General features: G+C 55.7%; 11 protein-coding genes. 3 read left to right on the top strand and 8 right to left on the bottom strand.

What is annotated here, in order from left to right:
• The first annotated feature begins 255 nt into the window (after positions 1–255).
• Complete coding sequence (locus D4100_RS01720; RefSeq protein ID WP_119802758.1) at positions 256–1,146, top strand: LysR family transcriptional regulator; 891 nt, start codon at positions 256–258, stop codon at positions 1,144–1,146.
• 28 nt (positions 1,147–1,174) lie between these two features.
• Here the strand turns inward: D4100_RS01720 and D4100_RS01715 are convergent, their stop codons facing one another.
• Entirely contained in the window at positions 1,175–1,807 is a 633-nt protein-coding gene (locus D4100_RS01715) for a helix-turn-helix transcriptional regulator (RefSeq protein ID WP_119802756.1), read from the bottom strand.
• 693 nt (positions 1,808–2,500) lie between these two features.
• On the opposite strand from D4100_RS01715, the gene D4100_RS01710 reads away from it, so the two are divergent.
• The gene (locus D4100_RS01710; RefSeq protein WP_006321922.1) at positions 2,501–3,775 is read left to right on the top strand and encodes a Glu/Leu/Phe/Val family dehydrogenase; all 1,275 of its coding nucleotides are present in this window, start codon (positions 2,501–2,503) and stop codon (positions 3,773–3,775) included.
• A 132-nt stretch (positions 3,776–3,907) separates the two neighbouring features.
• Here the strand turns inward: D4100_RS01710 and D4100_RS01705 are convergent, their stop codons facing one another.
• The 3 genes from D4100_RS01705 to D4100_RS01695 all read right to left on the bottom strand — a co-directional run bounded on the left by D4100_RS01705 (position 3,908) and on the right by D4100_RS01695 (position 7,025).
• Positions 3,908–4,933, bottom strand: coding sequence for an NADP-dependent oxidoreductase (locus D4100_RS01705; protein ID WP_119802754.1), 1,026 nt, complete (start codon positions 4,931–4,933; stop codon positions 3,908–3,910).
• A gap of 142 nt (positions 4,934–5,075) precedes the next feature.
• The gene (locus tag D4100_RS01700; protein ID WP_119802752.1) at positions 5,076–5,858 is read right to left on the bottom strand and encodes an SDR family NAD(P)-dependent oxidoreductase; all 783 of its coding nucleotides are present in this window, start codon (positions 5,856–5,858) and stop codon (positions 5,076–5,078) included.
• 90 nt (positions 5,859–5,948) lie between these two features.
• Complete coding sequence (locus tag D4100_RS01695) at positions 5,949–7,025, bottom strand: alkene reductase (protein WP_119802750.1); 1,077 nt, start codon at positions 7,023–7,025, stop codon at positions 5,949–5,951.
• Positions 7,026–7,231: 206 nt separating this feature from the next.
• Between D4100_RS01695 and D4100_RS01690 the strand changes: the two genes are divergently transcribed.
• Complete coding sequence (locus D4100_RS01690) at positions 7,232–7,801, top strand: DJ-1/PfpI family protein (protein WP_119802748.1); 570 nt, start codon at positions 7,232–7,234, stop codon at positions 7,799–7,801.
• Between the two features lie 284 nt (positions 7,802–8,085).
• Here D4100_RS01690 and D4100_RS01685 read toward each other — a convergent pair whose 3' ends face one another.
• From D4100_RS01685 to D4100_RS01670, 4 genes are all read right to left on the bottom strand, one after another.
• A complete protein-coding gene (locus D4100_RS01685; protein ID WP_006321931.1) occupies positions 8,086–8,463 on the bottom strand; it encodes a DUF1493 family protein in 378 nt (125 codons plus the stop codon).
• Between the two features lie 178 nt (positions 8,464–8,641).
• A complete protein-coding gene (locus D4100_RS01680) occupies positions 8,642–10,096 on the bottom strand; it encodes an efflux transporter outer membrane subunit (RefSeq protein WP_119802746.1) in 1,455 nt (484 codons plus the stop codon).
• Position 10,097: 1 nt separating this feature from the next.
• On the bottom strand, positions 10,098–13,268 hold the full coding sequence (locus tag D4100_RS01675; RefSeq protein ID WP_119802744.1) for an efflux RND transporter permease subunit: 3,171 nt from the start codon (positions 13,266–13,268) through the stop codon (positions 10,098–10,100).
• 2 nt (positions 13,269–13,270) lie between these two features.
• A complete protein-coding gene (locus tag D4100_RS01670) occupies positions 13,271–14,425 on the bottom strand; it encodes an efflux RND transporter periplasmic adaptor subunit (protein ID WP_119802742.1) in 1,155 nt (384 codons plus the stop codon).
• Between the last annotated feature and the right edge of the window lie 39 nt (positions 14,426–14,464).

The following is a 14,464-nucleotide window of genomic DNA, read 5'->3' as shown; positions in this document are numbered from 1 at the left end:
AAATAAATCGGGGAATAAAAACTCAAACCTGAACGCGGGTCATTTATTTGAACGACTCATTTCAAGTTGATGTAAAGGGCTTGTCGACGCAGTCAATATAGCAATAATGATTAGAACAATTAATGCCAGAAATCTTTACGCTTTTGTGAGTAAAATTCATTAATACTTTTCCCTCAGCCTGCATTTGGATAAGATGATACGCACTCAGGCACCTGCCCCATCAAAGCCTGAACCCAGCCCCAGAGGAGAAGCAAAGTGGATGATCTCAAAGCCTTTCTGTGCATCGCCAGATTGCAGAGCTTTACCAAAGCGGCGGCGGAGATTGGCGTCACCCCTTCGGCCCTGAGCCACACGATCAAAACGCTGGAGGAAAAACTGGGGTATCGCTTGCTGACCCGAACCACCCGCAGCGTGGCCCCGACCGAAGAAGGTGAAATGCTGATGCGTAGCCTGGGGCCCTTATTCGAGCAGATAAGCGATGAGCTGGAAAAGTTGGGGGCGATGAGGAACACACCGACCGGGACGATACGCCTGACGGGTGCCGATGATTCCGTTCAGTACCTTATCCGGCCTGTGCTGGCAGATTTTTTGAAAAAATACCCTGAGATCAATATTGAAATCGGTATCGATTACGGCTTTACCAATATCGTTCAGGAGCGCTTTGATGCCGGCATACGCCTGGGCGAATCTATTGACAAGGACATGGTGGCGGTAAGGATCAGCCGGGACTGGCGATTGTGCGTGGTGGCGACGCCCGCTTATTTCCAACAATATGCCGCCCCGCAAACCCCGAACGATCTTATCCGGCATAACTGCATCAATATCCGCCATTCAATTACCAGCGGTGTTTATGCCTGGGAGTTTGAAAAAGGTAAACGTCAGTTCAGCGTAAAGGTTAAGGGGCAATTCACGGCAAACAGCACGGTGCATCAGTTAGACGCCGTGCTGGCGGGTATCGGCATTGCTTACCTGCCCGATTACCTGGTAGCCCCTTATCTCCAGAGCGGGCAACTGACGGAAATTCTCTCTGAATGGTGCCCGTATTTTCAGGGATACCATCTTTATTATCCCCATCGCCGCCACGGTTCGCCGGCCTTTATGGCTCTGGTCGATATCCTGAAGGAAAATTACCGCAAGACCCTTTAGCCGCGCCGGTGGCTACTCTGACTGGGGCTTAGGCGGCACCCTCGCCTTTTTTCAGTTCTTTCAGGTATTTGTAGACCGTCGCGCGCCCCAGGGATAACACGTTGGCGATATAATCGGCGGCGCTTTTGGCTTTGAAAGCACCCTCATTATAGAGATCGATCACCAATTGCTTTTTTTGCTCACGGCTCAATGATGACAGCGACGTGTTCTGAAGGCGGATCCACTCATGCAGGAAGGTATTGATCTTCTCTTGCCAGTCATCCTTGAACAGCTGCTGCGGCTGCGGTTGCAGACGCGTCACCGACAAGAACATGTCCAGCGCATTTCTGGCGTCCTCAAACATGCCGGTGCTCAGGTTGACGCACAGCAGATAGCTCGGATTGCCCTGTTCATCGCGGGCGGGAATGCTCACCGAGCGCATTTTTTTGCCGTCCCAGTTGAGCTTTTCATAAGGGCCGGTGACCGGCGTGCCGCTGTTGATATCAAAATCGTCCAGGCCGGCATCGTCACCCGGTTTGCGTTTCGACAGGTTATTGGCGAGGTAGGCGACTTGGTTGGTCGACAGATCGTGTATCACCACTTCCACATTAGGGAAAAACAGGGCTGCGATGCCGTCGGCGATCGACTGCAATAATTCAAGTTGGGACGTGGGTTTCAGCACTCTGCCGTTTCTCCGTAGCGATAAGCATGATGACTTTTGCCGATTTTCATCATCTGGTCAGCCGCTTAGCATACCTTACTTGCTGTGGAATGCCGAGCGGGAGAGCGGCCGCCCTGCTGCCGCTTGCTCCTTGATTCACCGCTGCGTTGACAGCACATTTTGAGTCCGAAGCGGCAAAATGCCACCAGCCCTTTTGTTAACGAGAAGTGAATGTTGCTGCACATCATAAAACGACATTTCGAACTGCGCGGTCGCCCACATTTTGTATATGCAGTCTGTTAATGGCATAAGATTTTCAATATATCAGCCAGTTGACGCCGGTTTCGTTTAATAAAAACACGATATCAGGCCGTTTTAACATGAATTCCCCGCCGCCGTCAGGAAACGGCATTGTCAACACGATGCTTAAATAAAATGAAACTTTTTGATCACATTCAAGCTTCTGACAAATAGATAAAGGCAGGGTTTATGCGTTTTTTGTGCATAAAGCATGAATACCTCCCGTAACCTCCTGACAAAAGTAATTAACTATTCATTTTCACCCGTCAAAACCCATTGGAAACCGGCCTGCAGCCCGATCAGGGGGGGCTAACAACCGACAGGTTTAATGGTAAATTTAGCGTCGCAAAAGTGTTATGCACTTAGTAATCCACGGTTAAACAAAATAAATACCTAGATAAAAAAAGGTTGGTTATGGAAAAGCTATCCTACGCTTCAGAAAGCAGCACAACGGCCTGGGCCACCTACTTGCAACAAATCGACCGCGTTGCACCCTACCTCGGTGACCTGTCTCGTTGGGTTGATACCCTGCGTCATCCCAAGCGTGCGCTGATTGTCGACATCCCATTGCAGATGGACGACGGTTCTATCCGCCACTTCGAAGGTTTCCGCGTTCAGCACAACCTGTCGCGCGGCCCGGGCAAAGGCGGCATCCGTTACCATCCGGATGTTGATCTCGATGAAGTCATGGCATTGTCAGCATGGATGACCATCAAATGTGCGGCGGTCAACCTGCCGTACGGCGGCGCCAAAGGCGGTATCCGCGTCGATCCTTTCAAACTGTCTGAAGGCGAGCTGGAGCGACTGACCCGCCGCTACACCAGCGAAATCGGTTTTATCATCGGGCCGCAGAAAGATATTCCTGCGCCGGACGTCGGCACCAACTCGAAAGTCATGGCCTGGATGATGGATACCTATTCCATGAATCAGGGCACCACTATCACCGGAGTGGTCACCGGCAAGCCTATTCACCTCGGCGGTTCTCTGGGCCGTGAAAAAGCCACCGGCCGCGGCGTGTTCGTCACCGGTAGCGAAGTGGCCAAACGTCTCGGCGTTGAAATTGAAGGGGCCAAAGTCGCGGTGCAGGGCTTTGGTAACGTAGGCAGCGAGGCTGCGCGCCTGTTCGTTGGCGTCGGTGCCCGCGTAGTGGTGATTCAGGACCACTCAGCTACCCTGTTCAACCCGGACGGCATCGATCTGGCCGCGCTGACCGAATGGCAGACCAAGAACAAGCAGATCGCGGGCTTCCCTGGTGCCAAAGAGATCGAAAGCGAAGCTTTCTGGTCGGTCGACATGGATATCCTGATCCCTGCGGCACTGGAAGGCCAGATCACCCGCCAACGCGCAGAAATCCTGAGCGCCAAGCTGGTACTGGAAGGCGCTAACGGCCCTACCTATCCGGATGCGGACGACGTGCTGCGCTCACGCAATATCACCGTAGTGCCTGACGTTATCTGTAACGCCGGCGGCGTGACCGTCAGTTACTTCGAGTGGGTACAGGATATGGCCAGCTACTTCTGGAGCGAGAGCGAAATCAACGAGCGTATGGACAAGATCATGACCGACGCTATGGTTCACGTCTGGAACAAGGCCGAAGAGAAAACATGCAGCCTGCGTACGGCGGCTTATATCGTCGCCTGTGAACGCATCCTGACCGCACGTAAAGAGCGTGGCATTTACCCAGGTTAATACCTGAGTCGATGTTCTGTACTTCCCGGCCTGCTTTGTGGGCCGGGATATTCTCCCTTCCCACTCAGTGCAAAAGCCTTTTAAAGTGCCGATCATCGGCAATAGCGCTCATTATCTTTCCCTGATTGCTCACTAGATAGATTCATTCATTTTGATGACCACTTTGCCTTTCGCCCGCCCCTGAGCGAGGTAGGCAAGCGCACTCTTTGCTTCCTCAAACAGAAATACCTTGTCGATCACTGGCTTGATACGCTCGGTTTCGAGCAATTTGCCGATCTCGGTGAGCTGATCGCCATCAGGATGGACGAACAGAAATGAGTAGGTAACGTCTCGTTTTTTCGACAGTCGCATTATCTTGCGGCTCATTAACCCGAAGACCAGCGTCAGGAAGAGGTTTAGCCGCCGGGCTCGGGCGAACGCCGCATCCAGGGGGCCGATGAGAGAGACGATACTGCCGCCAGGCTTGAGGATACTGACGGATTTTTCAAGGGTATCGCCCCTGAGAGTGCCAAGAACCACATCGTAACCACTTAACACTTTTTCGAATTCTTGCTGCTTGTAGTCAACCACTTCGTCTGCACCCAGGCGGCTCACCCATTCCACGTTGCTCGTACTGGTGGTCGTTCCTACCGTTGCGCCAAGGGATTTTGCCAACTGTATCGCAAAGGTGCCAATACCACCGGAGCCTGCGGGGATGAACACCTTCTGGCCAGGTTGAAGTCTGGCGCGCTCTTTCAGTGCCTGCCAGGAAGTGAGAGCAACCATCGGCAGCGAAGCCGCCTGCACGAAGTCCAGATTTGCCGGTTTCATTGCCGCCGCGCTTTCGGGTACTACGGCAAATTCGGCGAGAGACCCCGCCCCCAGATCGAAAATGCTGGCGAAGACGGCATCGCCGGGCTTGAAGCGTGTCACGCGGCTGCCAACCTCGGTGACGACACCCGACAAATCGCTACCCAGGGTGGCAGGAAGCTGGAAAGAGAGTACGGCTTTAAATATTCCGGTTGGGATCATGTTGTCGATCGGGTTCAGGCCGGCGGCATAGACTTTAACCAGGATTTCATCGGCTTTCAGTGCAGGGCAAGCGACCTCGGTGAAATCTATTTCAGGTGATTTGCCATATCGTTTGAAGGTGAGCGCTTTCATCGTTTTATTTTTCATCTGTTATTCCCCGCGTTACGCTTGCTGATAAATGCATTCACTTCACTTTCATGAGGCTTGTACCCGCAGTGGAAGGGTTTAACTCTCTGCTGAACAACCTGCAAGGCAGTTTGATATTGTTCTGCAGAGAGTCGTTATTTTGCTAGATGGTTTTATACCGCTCTGCGGCTTCATCTTGCTTTATGTCGGACAACAGAGCCTGGCGCGCGGTATCGAGCGCATCCCAGCGTGCTGCGTTGTGCAGCGGCGGGATGGTGACGAGTTCACGGCGATCAAAGCCGACCAGCGCGGCGTCGACCAACTCCCCCACCTCCATCATTTTTGGCAATGTGCTGAGGTCGATGCCGGCACGTTCCCAAATTTCCGTATAGGTTCCGGCAGGCAGTACGGCCTGAACATAAACCCCCTTCGGCGACAGCTCAATATTCATGCCCTGAGACAAGAACAGGACGAAAGCCTTGGTTGCGCCATAGACAGACATGGCAAATTCCGGTGCCAACCCCACCACAGAGCTGATGTTGACGATCGAACCTTCACCCGCTTGCGCAAACCGTGGCGCCACCGCGCAGGAAAGGCGCGTCAGGGCGGTCGTGTTGAGTGCGATGAGTTGCTCTATCGAGTCTGGCGTCTGCTCGATAAAATTGCCAGACTGCGCGATGCCCGCGTTATTGATAAGAATGCCTATCTGAGTGTCCTCGCGAAGGCGTGTTTCTACCTTGGCCAAATCGCTGGATTGGGTCAGGTCGGCAGGCAGCACATCGACGGAAATGCCGTGTTCTTTTTGCAAACGATCGGCAAGGGTATCAAGCTTTGCCTTGTCGCGAGCGACCAGCACAAGGTCGTGGCCACGGCGCGCGAAGCGCTCGGCGTAAACTGCGCCAATGCCGGTAGAGGCGCCGGTAATAAGAACTGAAGATGTTGTCATAGCGTTAGTTTCCACATTGATAATTAAACAGATACCGCGCTTGTGCGGCGTATATTGTCGTGCTGCCGCCAACGGCATTATTCGGGGGAATTACAGTGGCGGATAATCGGTGTATCCCTCTGCGCCGCCGCCATAGAGCGTTTCTGGGATGAATGCGGCCAGAGGCGCGTCCTTCTTCAACCTTTCCACCAAATCGGGGTTAGCGATGAAGGGCCGCCCGAAAGCGAACAGATCGGCCTTGCCTTCGGCAAGTTGGGCCGCAGCCAAAGCCAGGTCATAGCCATTGTTGCCGATATAGGTATTTTTAAAGCGTCGGCGCAGAGAATCGTAATCAAAGGGCACTGCGTCACGAGGGCCGCCCGTTGCCCCTTCGACCACATGAAGGTAGACGATGCCTAATGTGTTGAGTTGATCGACGAGGTAATCATATTGCCCCTGCGGATCGCTGCTCGTAATGGCATTGGCGGGTGAAACGGGTGAAATGCGGACGCCAGTCCGCTCAGCGCCGATCTCCCCTGTCACGGCAGCCGTGACTTCCAACAGCAGTCGCGCACGATTTTCAATGGAACCGCCGTAAATATCAGTGCGCTGATTCGCACCATCCTTGAGGAATTGCTCCAACAGGTAGCCATTCGCACCATGAATCTCTACACCGTCGAACCCCGCGGCTATTGCATTGGCTGCAGCCTGTCGGAAATCGTCGATAATTTGCTTTATCTCTTCTGTTTCAAGCGCGCGCGGTTCAGAAACGTCAGAGAAACCGTTGTTCACAAAGGTCTTGGTCTCGGCTCTGATGGCTGATGGTGCGACTGGCGCTGCGCCGTCAGGCTGCAAGTCGACATGGGATACACGGCCCACGTGCCATAATTGTACGAAGATTCGCCCGCCTTCGGCATGTACCGCATCAGTCACTTTGCGCCACCCCTCGATTTGCGCATGCGTATAGATCCCCGGCGTATCCTGATAGCCCTGCGCCTGCGCCGAGATCTGCGTGGCCTCGGTAATCAACAGACCTGCGGTGGCTCGCTGCGCGTAGTACGTCGCCGCCAGTTCGCTGGGCACCAAACCTGTGCTCGCACGATTGCGCGTTAACGGCGCCATCACAATGCGGTTGGCGAGCGTGATTGAGCCAAGGGTATAGGGTTGAAATAACGTTTGATTAGTCATGTTTTTCCTTCGCCAGGTTGTTCGGAAGTTGCCGTCACTAATCATGATGATCACAATCTAAGAAGTCAATCCATTTGATTATGACCATCATCTATATGTGCTGTCCTCTGGATCGCGGCGGTATCAAAAAGCCTGACATGGGTTCGCGTTCCCTGCCCCTATAAGCTATATGTTAGGGATCCTTTCCCCCTCCGGAGAACCTCCTCATGAGCAAGAAAAAGATCCTGATGCTGGTCGGCGACTATGCCGAAGATTACGAAACCATGGTGCCGTTTCAGGCATTGCAGATGATTGGTCACCAGGTGGACGCAGTCTGCCCCGATAAAGTCAAAGGCGACTACATCATGACGGCGATCCATGATTTTGACGGTGCGCAGACCTACAGTGAAAAACCCGGCCACCGCTTTATCCTGAATGCCGATTTTGCCGCCGCACGGGAGGAGGATTATGACGCCCTGCTGATCCCCGGCGGCAGAGCGCCCGAATATTTGCGCCTGAACCCGCAGGTGATCAAGTTGGTGCAGGCTTTTGACGCCGCACGCAAACCGATAGCCGCCGTCTGCCACGGCCCGCAACTGCTGGCCGCCGCCAACGTGTTGAAAGGCAGAACCTGCAGCGCCTACCCGGCCTGCGCCCCTGAAGTGCAGTTAGCCGGCGGGCATTATGCGGATATTGGTATCGATCAGGCTCACGTTGACGGCAATCTGGTGACCGCGCCGGCCTGGCCGGCACATCCGCAGTGGTTGGCGAAATTTGCCGAGGTGTTGGAACACTAAAACCGGCGTAAAAAAGGCCCGCAATCGGACATGCGGGCCAACAGCACAAGGCATCTATTCTGATGCTGCCTCTATACCCGTCGTCTTTCAAGCTGCAGCGTTGTTACCTGCACGCGTTCACCCCAGTCACTTACCGGAGTAAGCTCCTGCGGATGAACGAGCTGGGCGCCTAGCTGCAACTTGAAAGCCATAGGGTATTCATAAGAAGTTCTCTTTTCCGCTGGCGTTAATTTAGCGTCCGGGAGCAGAAAATAATGCGTTATGTTATCCGCACCGGTTTCGCATCATTTTAATTGTTCAATCAGAAAATGGATATCATAAAGCCAGCGTTTAGCCCGGGCGGATCGTACCAGCATGTAAACATACAGTGGCCGGATCCTTTCCATCTCCAGATCCCAGTTATTCATGCGGCGAGGCGACCCGGAGAATAATATTCCCGACTTTGTTTCCTGCCGGAAATACAGCTCATGATTGTAACTGCTGTTATCTATGCCGAAGGTGTCGAAATAGCCACGCATCAGCGTCTCAGACATCGGCAAGGTCAGGTTAAGCTCTTTGTTTATCTCGGTATTCAGAGTGACGGCAATGCCCTTTTTAAGCAAGGCGGGCGCGTTATATCTGTCGACAACGGAAATCACTTGTTGCTGAATATCACTGTCCATTTCAACCTCAATATATTTGGCCGCGGGAAAGATGCGATATTGTTCTGACCTTTCTTATTGGGGCGAGTTCTGCGGGCCGTGACTATTTTCCTTTTCTTTACATTCCTCTCGTCGGATAAATATAAAAAACGCAGGGAGTTCTCTCCCTGCGTAATCGGTTTATTGATTGCGAATAAATTTAACGGGTCAGGATCGTGCTATTGGCGATCACGCTATCCCCCTGCTTCTCCGCCGTAATACCGCCACCCAGTACCTTATACAGCGTAATCAGATTCTGGTACCGCGTTTGCTGCGCGCCGATCAACGACTGGCGGGCGGTGTACAGTGTCCGCTGCGCGTCCAGCATGTTCAGGTAGGTATCCACGCCGTGGCGATAACGCAGTTCTGCCAGGCGATAATACTCCCGCGAAGCGGCTACGTAGCCGGTTTGCGCCGCCAGTTGCTCCCCAATGGTGCCTTTGCGCGCCAGCGCATCGGCAGTTTCCTGGAACGCCGTCTGCACCGTTTTCTCATAGGTGGCGACGTACAGATCCTTTTGCGCCTTGGTGTAGTTGAGCTGCGAGGTGTTATAACCGCCGGTGAAAATCGGCAGGCTGATGCTCGGCGCAAAGGACCAGACGCCGGCGCCCTTGCTGAACAGAGACGAAAGCTCCCCGCTGCCCACGCCGCCGCTGGCGGTCAGGCTGATCGACGGAAAGAACGCCGCACGCGCGGAGCCGATGCTGGCATTGGCCGACTTCAGATTATGCTCGGCTTCCAGCACGTCCGGCCGGTTCAGCAGCACCTGCGACGACACATTGGCCGGCATGTCTTTCATGATAGCGGACAGCGCCTCGATCCCGCTCGGCAACAGGCTTTCAGGCACGCTTCGCCCTACCACCAGATCCAGCGCGTTTTTCGCCTGCGCGGCGCTGGTGGTGTAGCTGGCGACGTCTGAGCGCGCCTGCTGATAAACCGTGTCCGCCGAAGCCACATCCACCATCGACAGAATGCCGTTTTGCTGGTTTTTACGCGTCACTTCCAGCGACAGCCTGGCGCTTTCCATCGTATCTTGGGCGGCCGTCAACAGGCTGCGTTCCGCCGCCACGTTCACCCAGTCGGTGACGATATCGGCGATCAGCGTCAGGCGCGTACTTTTTGCCGCCTCCGACTCCGCCAGATAGGTCTCGAATTTTGCGCGCGACAGGCTGCGGTTTTTACCGAACAGATCCAACTCAAATGAACTGGTGCCGGCGCTGGCTTCGTAGCTCTGGCTGATCGCGGTCGCATTGCCGTTGCCGGTCAGGGAGCGTGAGCGAGTGCCATCCACGCCCGCGTTGATGGTAGGGAACAGTTCGGAACGCTGTTCACCGTATAACGCCCGCGCCGACTCAATGTTGGCGATAGCTTCGCGCAGGTCGCGACTGCTGGTCAGCCCCATCGCCACCACCTGCCGCAGCCGCGCATCCACCACATAATCGCGCCACGGGATATCCGGATAGCTCAGCGAAAGCTTATCGCTCGGCGCAGCATAGGCGGCACCTTGCGGCAGGTTTGCCGGCACCGGCGCCTGCGGCCGTCGGTAGTCCGGATCCAGTGAAATACAGCCTGCCAGCAACAGGGGGAATGTCAGAGTTATCAAACGTTGCAGCACATTATTCTCCTGCCTGTGGCGCGGTGCTTTCTACCTGTTTGGCGACGACCGGTTTACGTGCAAATACCCGACGAACCAAAACGTAGAACAAAGGAACAAAGAAGATCGCCAATAGTGTCGCGGTAAGGGTGCCGCCGATAATCCCGGTGCCAATGGCAATTCGGCTGTTGGCGCCGGCACCGGTGGAAATCGCCAGCGGCAACACCCCGGCGGTAAACGCCAGCGACGTCATCAGGATGGGCCGCAAGCGCATACGGGATGCTTCGACCGCCGAGGCGATCAGCGTTTCCCCGTGCTGGTACTTCTCTTCGGCAAATTCCACGATCAGAATGGCGTTCTTGGCCGACAGGCCAATAATGGTCAACAGCGCCACCTGGAAGTAGATGTCGTTTTCCAGACCGCGCAGCGTGACCGCCAACAGCGAGCCCACCACGCCCATCGGCACCACCATCATGACCGCGAACGGGATCGACCAGCTCTCATACAACGCCGCCAGGCACAGGAACACCACCAATAGCGCGATGGCATACAGCGATCCCGCCTGGCCGCTGGTCAGACGCTCCTGATAAGAAAGCCCGCTCCAGGAGTAACTGCTGCCTGCGGAGAACTTCGCCGCCAGCTTTTCCATTTCATCCATCGCGGTGCCGGAACTGGTGCCCGGAGCGCCTTCGCCGGTGATTTCGAAGGACGAAAGCCCGTTATAACGCGACAGGTTTTCCGGCCCGTAGATCCAGCGGGATGAGGCAAAGGCCGAGAACGGCGTCATGCTGGTCGTGGTCGTGCCTGAACTGGTGCCGGTTGAGCTGCCGCGCACAAACCATTTATCCAGATCCTCAGGTTTGGAGCGGAACTCCACGTCCCCCTGCATATAGACTTTCTTCACCCGGTTGCGGTCGATAAAGTCGTTGACATAGGTGCTGCCGAAAGAGCTGGTGAGGGTGCTGCTGACGTCGCCGGCGCTCAGGCCCAGCGCCTGCAGTTTGTCATTATCGATATCCACCTGCAGTTGCGGGGTATCCGGCAAGGTGTTGGCGCGCACGGCGATCAGGTTCTGATTTTTACCGGCGGCGGCAACAATTTGGTCACGCATCGCCTGCAGTTCCGCGCGGGTCGTTGCCCCTTTGGCCTGCAATTCGAAGGTGAACCCGTTGGACTGGCCAAAACCGTCGATCGACGGCGGGCTCATCGAAAACACCTGGGCATCGCGGATACTGGCAAAGTGCCCCATCGCACGCTTGGCAATCGCATCAGCGGTGTTCTCGCTGCCGCTGCGCTGGCTCCAGTCCTTGAGGCTGACGAAGGCCATGCCGGCGTTCTGGCCGCTGCCGCTCAAACCAAAGCCGTTGATGGTAAAGATGGTATTGACGTTGGCTTTCTCATTGTTGAGGAAGTAATCCTTCACCTCGTCGCTGACCACTGAGGTACGGGCGTCGGTCGCACCGGCCGGCAGCGTATATTGCACCATTACCATCCCTTGATCTTCGTTAGGCAGGAAACCGGTCGGCAGGCGCATATACATGACGGCGGCCGCTATCAGCAACAGGCCGTACATCAGCAGATAACGCATTGGGCGGTGAATCACCATGCCGACCTTGTCGGCATACTTCGCCTGCAGCCGGTCATAGCCCCGGTTGAATTTGCCCAGCAGGCCTTTGTCGGTCAGTTCCTCATGGGCGGGTTTCAGCAAGGTGGCGCACAGCGCCGGTGCCAGCGTTAGCGCCAGGATCACCGAAAGCGCCATGGAAGAGACGATAGTGACGGAGAACTGGCGGTAGATCACCCCGGTGGAACCGCCGAAGAACGCCATCGGCAGGAATACCGCAGACAGCACCATCGCAATGCCCACCAATGCGCCGGTGATCTCTTTCATCGACTTTTCCGTCGCTTCGCGCGGCGGCAGTTTTTCTTCGCGCATCACGCGCTCGACGTTCTCCACCACCACGATGGCGTCATCCACCAACAGCCCGATTGCCAGCACCATGCCAAACAGCGTCAGGGTGTTGATCGAATAACCGAACACTGCCAGTACGCCAAAGGTGCCGAGCAGCACCACCGGCACGGTAATGGTCGGGATCAGCGTCGTACGCAGGTTCTGCAGGAAGATGAACATCACGATCACCACCAGCACCACCGCTTCGAACAGCGTCTTCACCACTTCTTCAATCGAGATGTTGATAAAGTCGGTGCTGTCTTTCGGGTACGCGACCTTGTAGCCGTCCGGCATGGATGACTGGTATTCCGCCACCTTGGCTTTGACCAGTTTGGCGGTGTTGAGCGCATTGGCCCCTGCGGCCAGCTTGACCGCAATACCCGCCGCAGGGTGGCCGTTCAGGCGGGCGCTGGAAGAGTAATCTTCATTGCCCAGTTCAACCCGCGCCACGTCGCCCAGGCGCACCAGGGCCCCGCTGCTGTCGCTTTTCAGGATGATATTGCGAAATTGCTCCGGCGTTTGCAGCCGTGACTGCGCCTTGACCGTGGCGGTCAGTTGCTGATCGTCGCCGGCCGGCAAATCGCCGACCTTACCCGCGGAAACCTGGGTGTTCTGCGCCTCAATCGCCGTCTCCACATCCGACGGCATCAGCGAATAGGACGCCAGCCTGGTCGGATTCAGCCAGATACGCATGGCGTATTCCGAGCCGAACACCTGCACGTCGCCCACGCCGTTAATGCGCGACAACGGGTCTTGCAGGTTACTGACCAGATAGTCGGCGATATCGGCCATCGTCGCCTTGTCGGTCTCATCGTACAGACCGACGATCAGCAAAAAGCTGCTCTGCGATTTCTTGACCGTTACCCCTTGCGCGGTGACTTCAGACGGCAAGCGGCTTTCCGCCTGCTGCACCTTGTTTTGCACCTGTACCTGAGCGATGTCCGGATCGGTACCCTGATCGAAGGTCACGTTGATGCTCACCGAACCGTCGGAACTGCTGGTCGACGAGAAATACAGCAGGCCGTCCAGGCCGGTGAGCTGCTGCTCAATAACCTGCGTCACGCTGTTTTCCAGGGTTTCCGCATCAGCGCCCGGATAGGTAGCCGAAATGGCGATCTGCGGTGGTGAAACGTCCGGGTATTGCGAAATGGGCAGCGAGTTGATCGACATCAGGCCACACAGCATGATGATGATCGCGATCACCCAGGCAAACACCGGCCGCCGAATAAAGAACTGCGCCATGATTACTGCTCCCCACCGTTAGCCGTACCGGTCGCCGTCTGCTGTTGCACTTCAACGGCTTTAACTTCGGCCCCGGCGGCCACCTTACTGGTGCCTTCGACGATCAGGCGATCGCCGTCGTTCAACCCTTTACTGACCAGCCAGTTGCTGCCGATTACCCGTTCGGTGGTGACCGTGCGCTGCTCAACCTTGTTTTGCGCATTGACCACCAGCGCAGTGGCTTCACCTTTGGCATTGCGGGTAATGCCCTGCTGCGGCGCCAGAATGCCATTCGGATCGACGCCGTTATCTACCCTGGCGTGAACGTACATGCCCGGCAGCAATTGATGCTCAGGGTTAGGGAAGACGGCGCGTAGCGTAACTGAGCCGGTAGACTCATCCACCGACACTTCCGTCAGTTCCAGTTTGCCGTCATGCTGATAAGGCGTGCCGTCTTCAAGTTTGATGGCGACTGGAGTGACATCGTCACGTTTTAAGGACGCCTGCAGTTTGCGCAGCCTGAGCAGTTGGCTGCTGGATTGCGTGAGATCGACATAGATGGGATCCAGCGCGCGGATGGTGGCCAGAGCATCGGTCTGGCTGGCGGTAACCAGCGCGCCCGGCGTCACCGAGGAAATACCGATGCGGCCGGAAATCGGCGCGCGCACCTGGGTGTAAGCGAGATTGATTTTGGTGGTTTCCAACGCCGCCTGATACTGGTCGACGGAAGCGACCGCCTCCAGATAGGTCGCCATCGCATCGTCCGCATCCTGTTTGGAGACGCCATTCTCTTTCACCAGTGCTGCGTAACGTTGCGCCTTCAGACGGCTGGCTTTCACCGTCGCCTGAGCATTTTTCAACTGGGCAGCCGCCTGGTTATAACTGGCCTGATAAGTGGCGGGATCGATTTGATACAGTACCTGGCCGGCTTTTACCTCGGCCCCTTCGGTAAACAGACGCTGTTTGATAATGCCGTCAACCTGCGGGCGAACGTCCGAGGTCATGGTGGCGTTGACCCTGCCGCTCAAATCGCTGCTCAGCGTGACCGGTTGGCGGTGCAGCGTCGCGACCCCAACCTCCGGCGTGCCGCCCGCTCCCATCGGGCCCCCGCCGGGTTTGCCATCACAGGCGGCCAACATTAGCGCCAGGCTGACAAGAAAAATCTTTTTCCTTTGCATCGAATATCTATCCTATTGAGAACGTTTATTCTCAATATA

This window comes from Serratia inhibens (assembly GCF_003591175.1).
Lineage (GTDB): Bacteria > Pseudomonadota > Gammaproteobacteria > Enterobacterales > Enterobacteriaceae > Serratia > Serratia inhibens.
This window is presented reverse-complemented; position numbering and strand designations above follow the sequence as displayed.

Coding starts and splice junctions, on each gene's coding strand:
- D4100_RS01710 (WP_006321922.1), top strand. CDS start 2,501: ATGGAAAAGCTATCCTACGCTTCAGAAAGCAGCACAACGGCCTGGGCC.
- D4100_RS01705 (WP_119802754.1), bottom strand. CDS start 4,933: ATGAAAAATAAAACGATGAAAGCGCTCACCTTCAAACGATATGGCAAA.
- D4100_RS01700 (WP_119802752.1), bottom strand. CDS start 5,858: ATGACAACATCTTCAGTTCTTATTACCGGCGCCTCTACCGGCATTGGC.
- D4100_RS01695 (WP_119802750.1), bottom strand. CDS start 7,025: ATGACTAATCAAACGTTATTTCAACCCTATACCCTTGGCTCAATCACG.
- D4100_RS01690 (WP_119802748.1), top strand. CDS start 7,232: ATGAGCAAGAAAAAGATCCTGATGCTGGTCGGCGACTATGCCGAAGAT.
- D4100_RS01685 (WP_006321931.1), bottom strand. CDS start 8,463: ATGGACAGTGATATTCAGCAACAAGTGATTTCCGTTGTCGACAGATAT.
- D4100_RS01675 (WP_119802744.1), bottom strand. CDS start 13,268: ATGGCGCAGTTCTTTATTCGGCGGCCGGTGTTTGCCTGGGTGATCGCG.
- D4100_RS01670 (WP_119802742.1), bottom strand. CDS start 14,425: ATGCAAAGGAAAAAGATTTTTCTTGTCAGCCTGGCGCTAATGTTGGCC.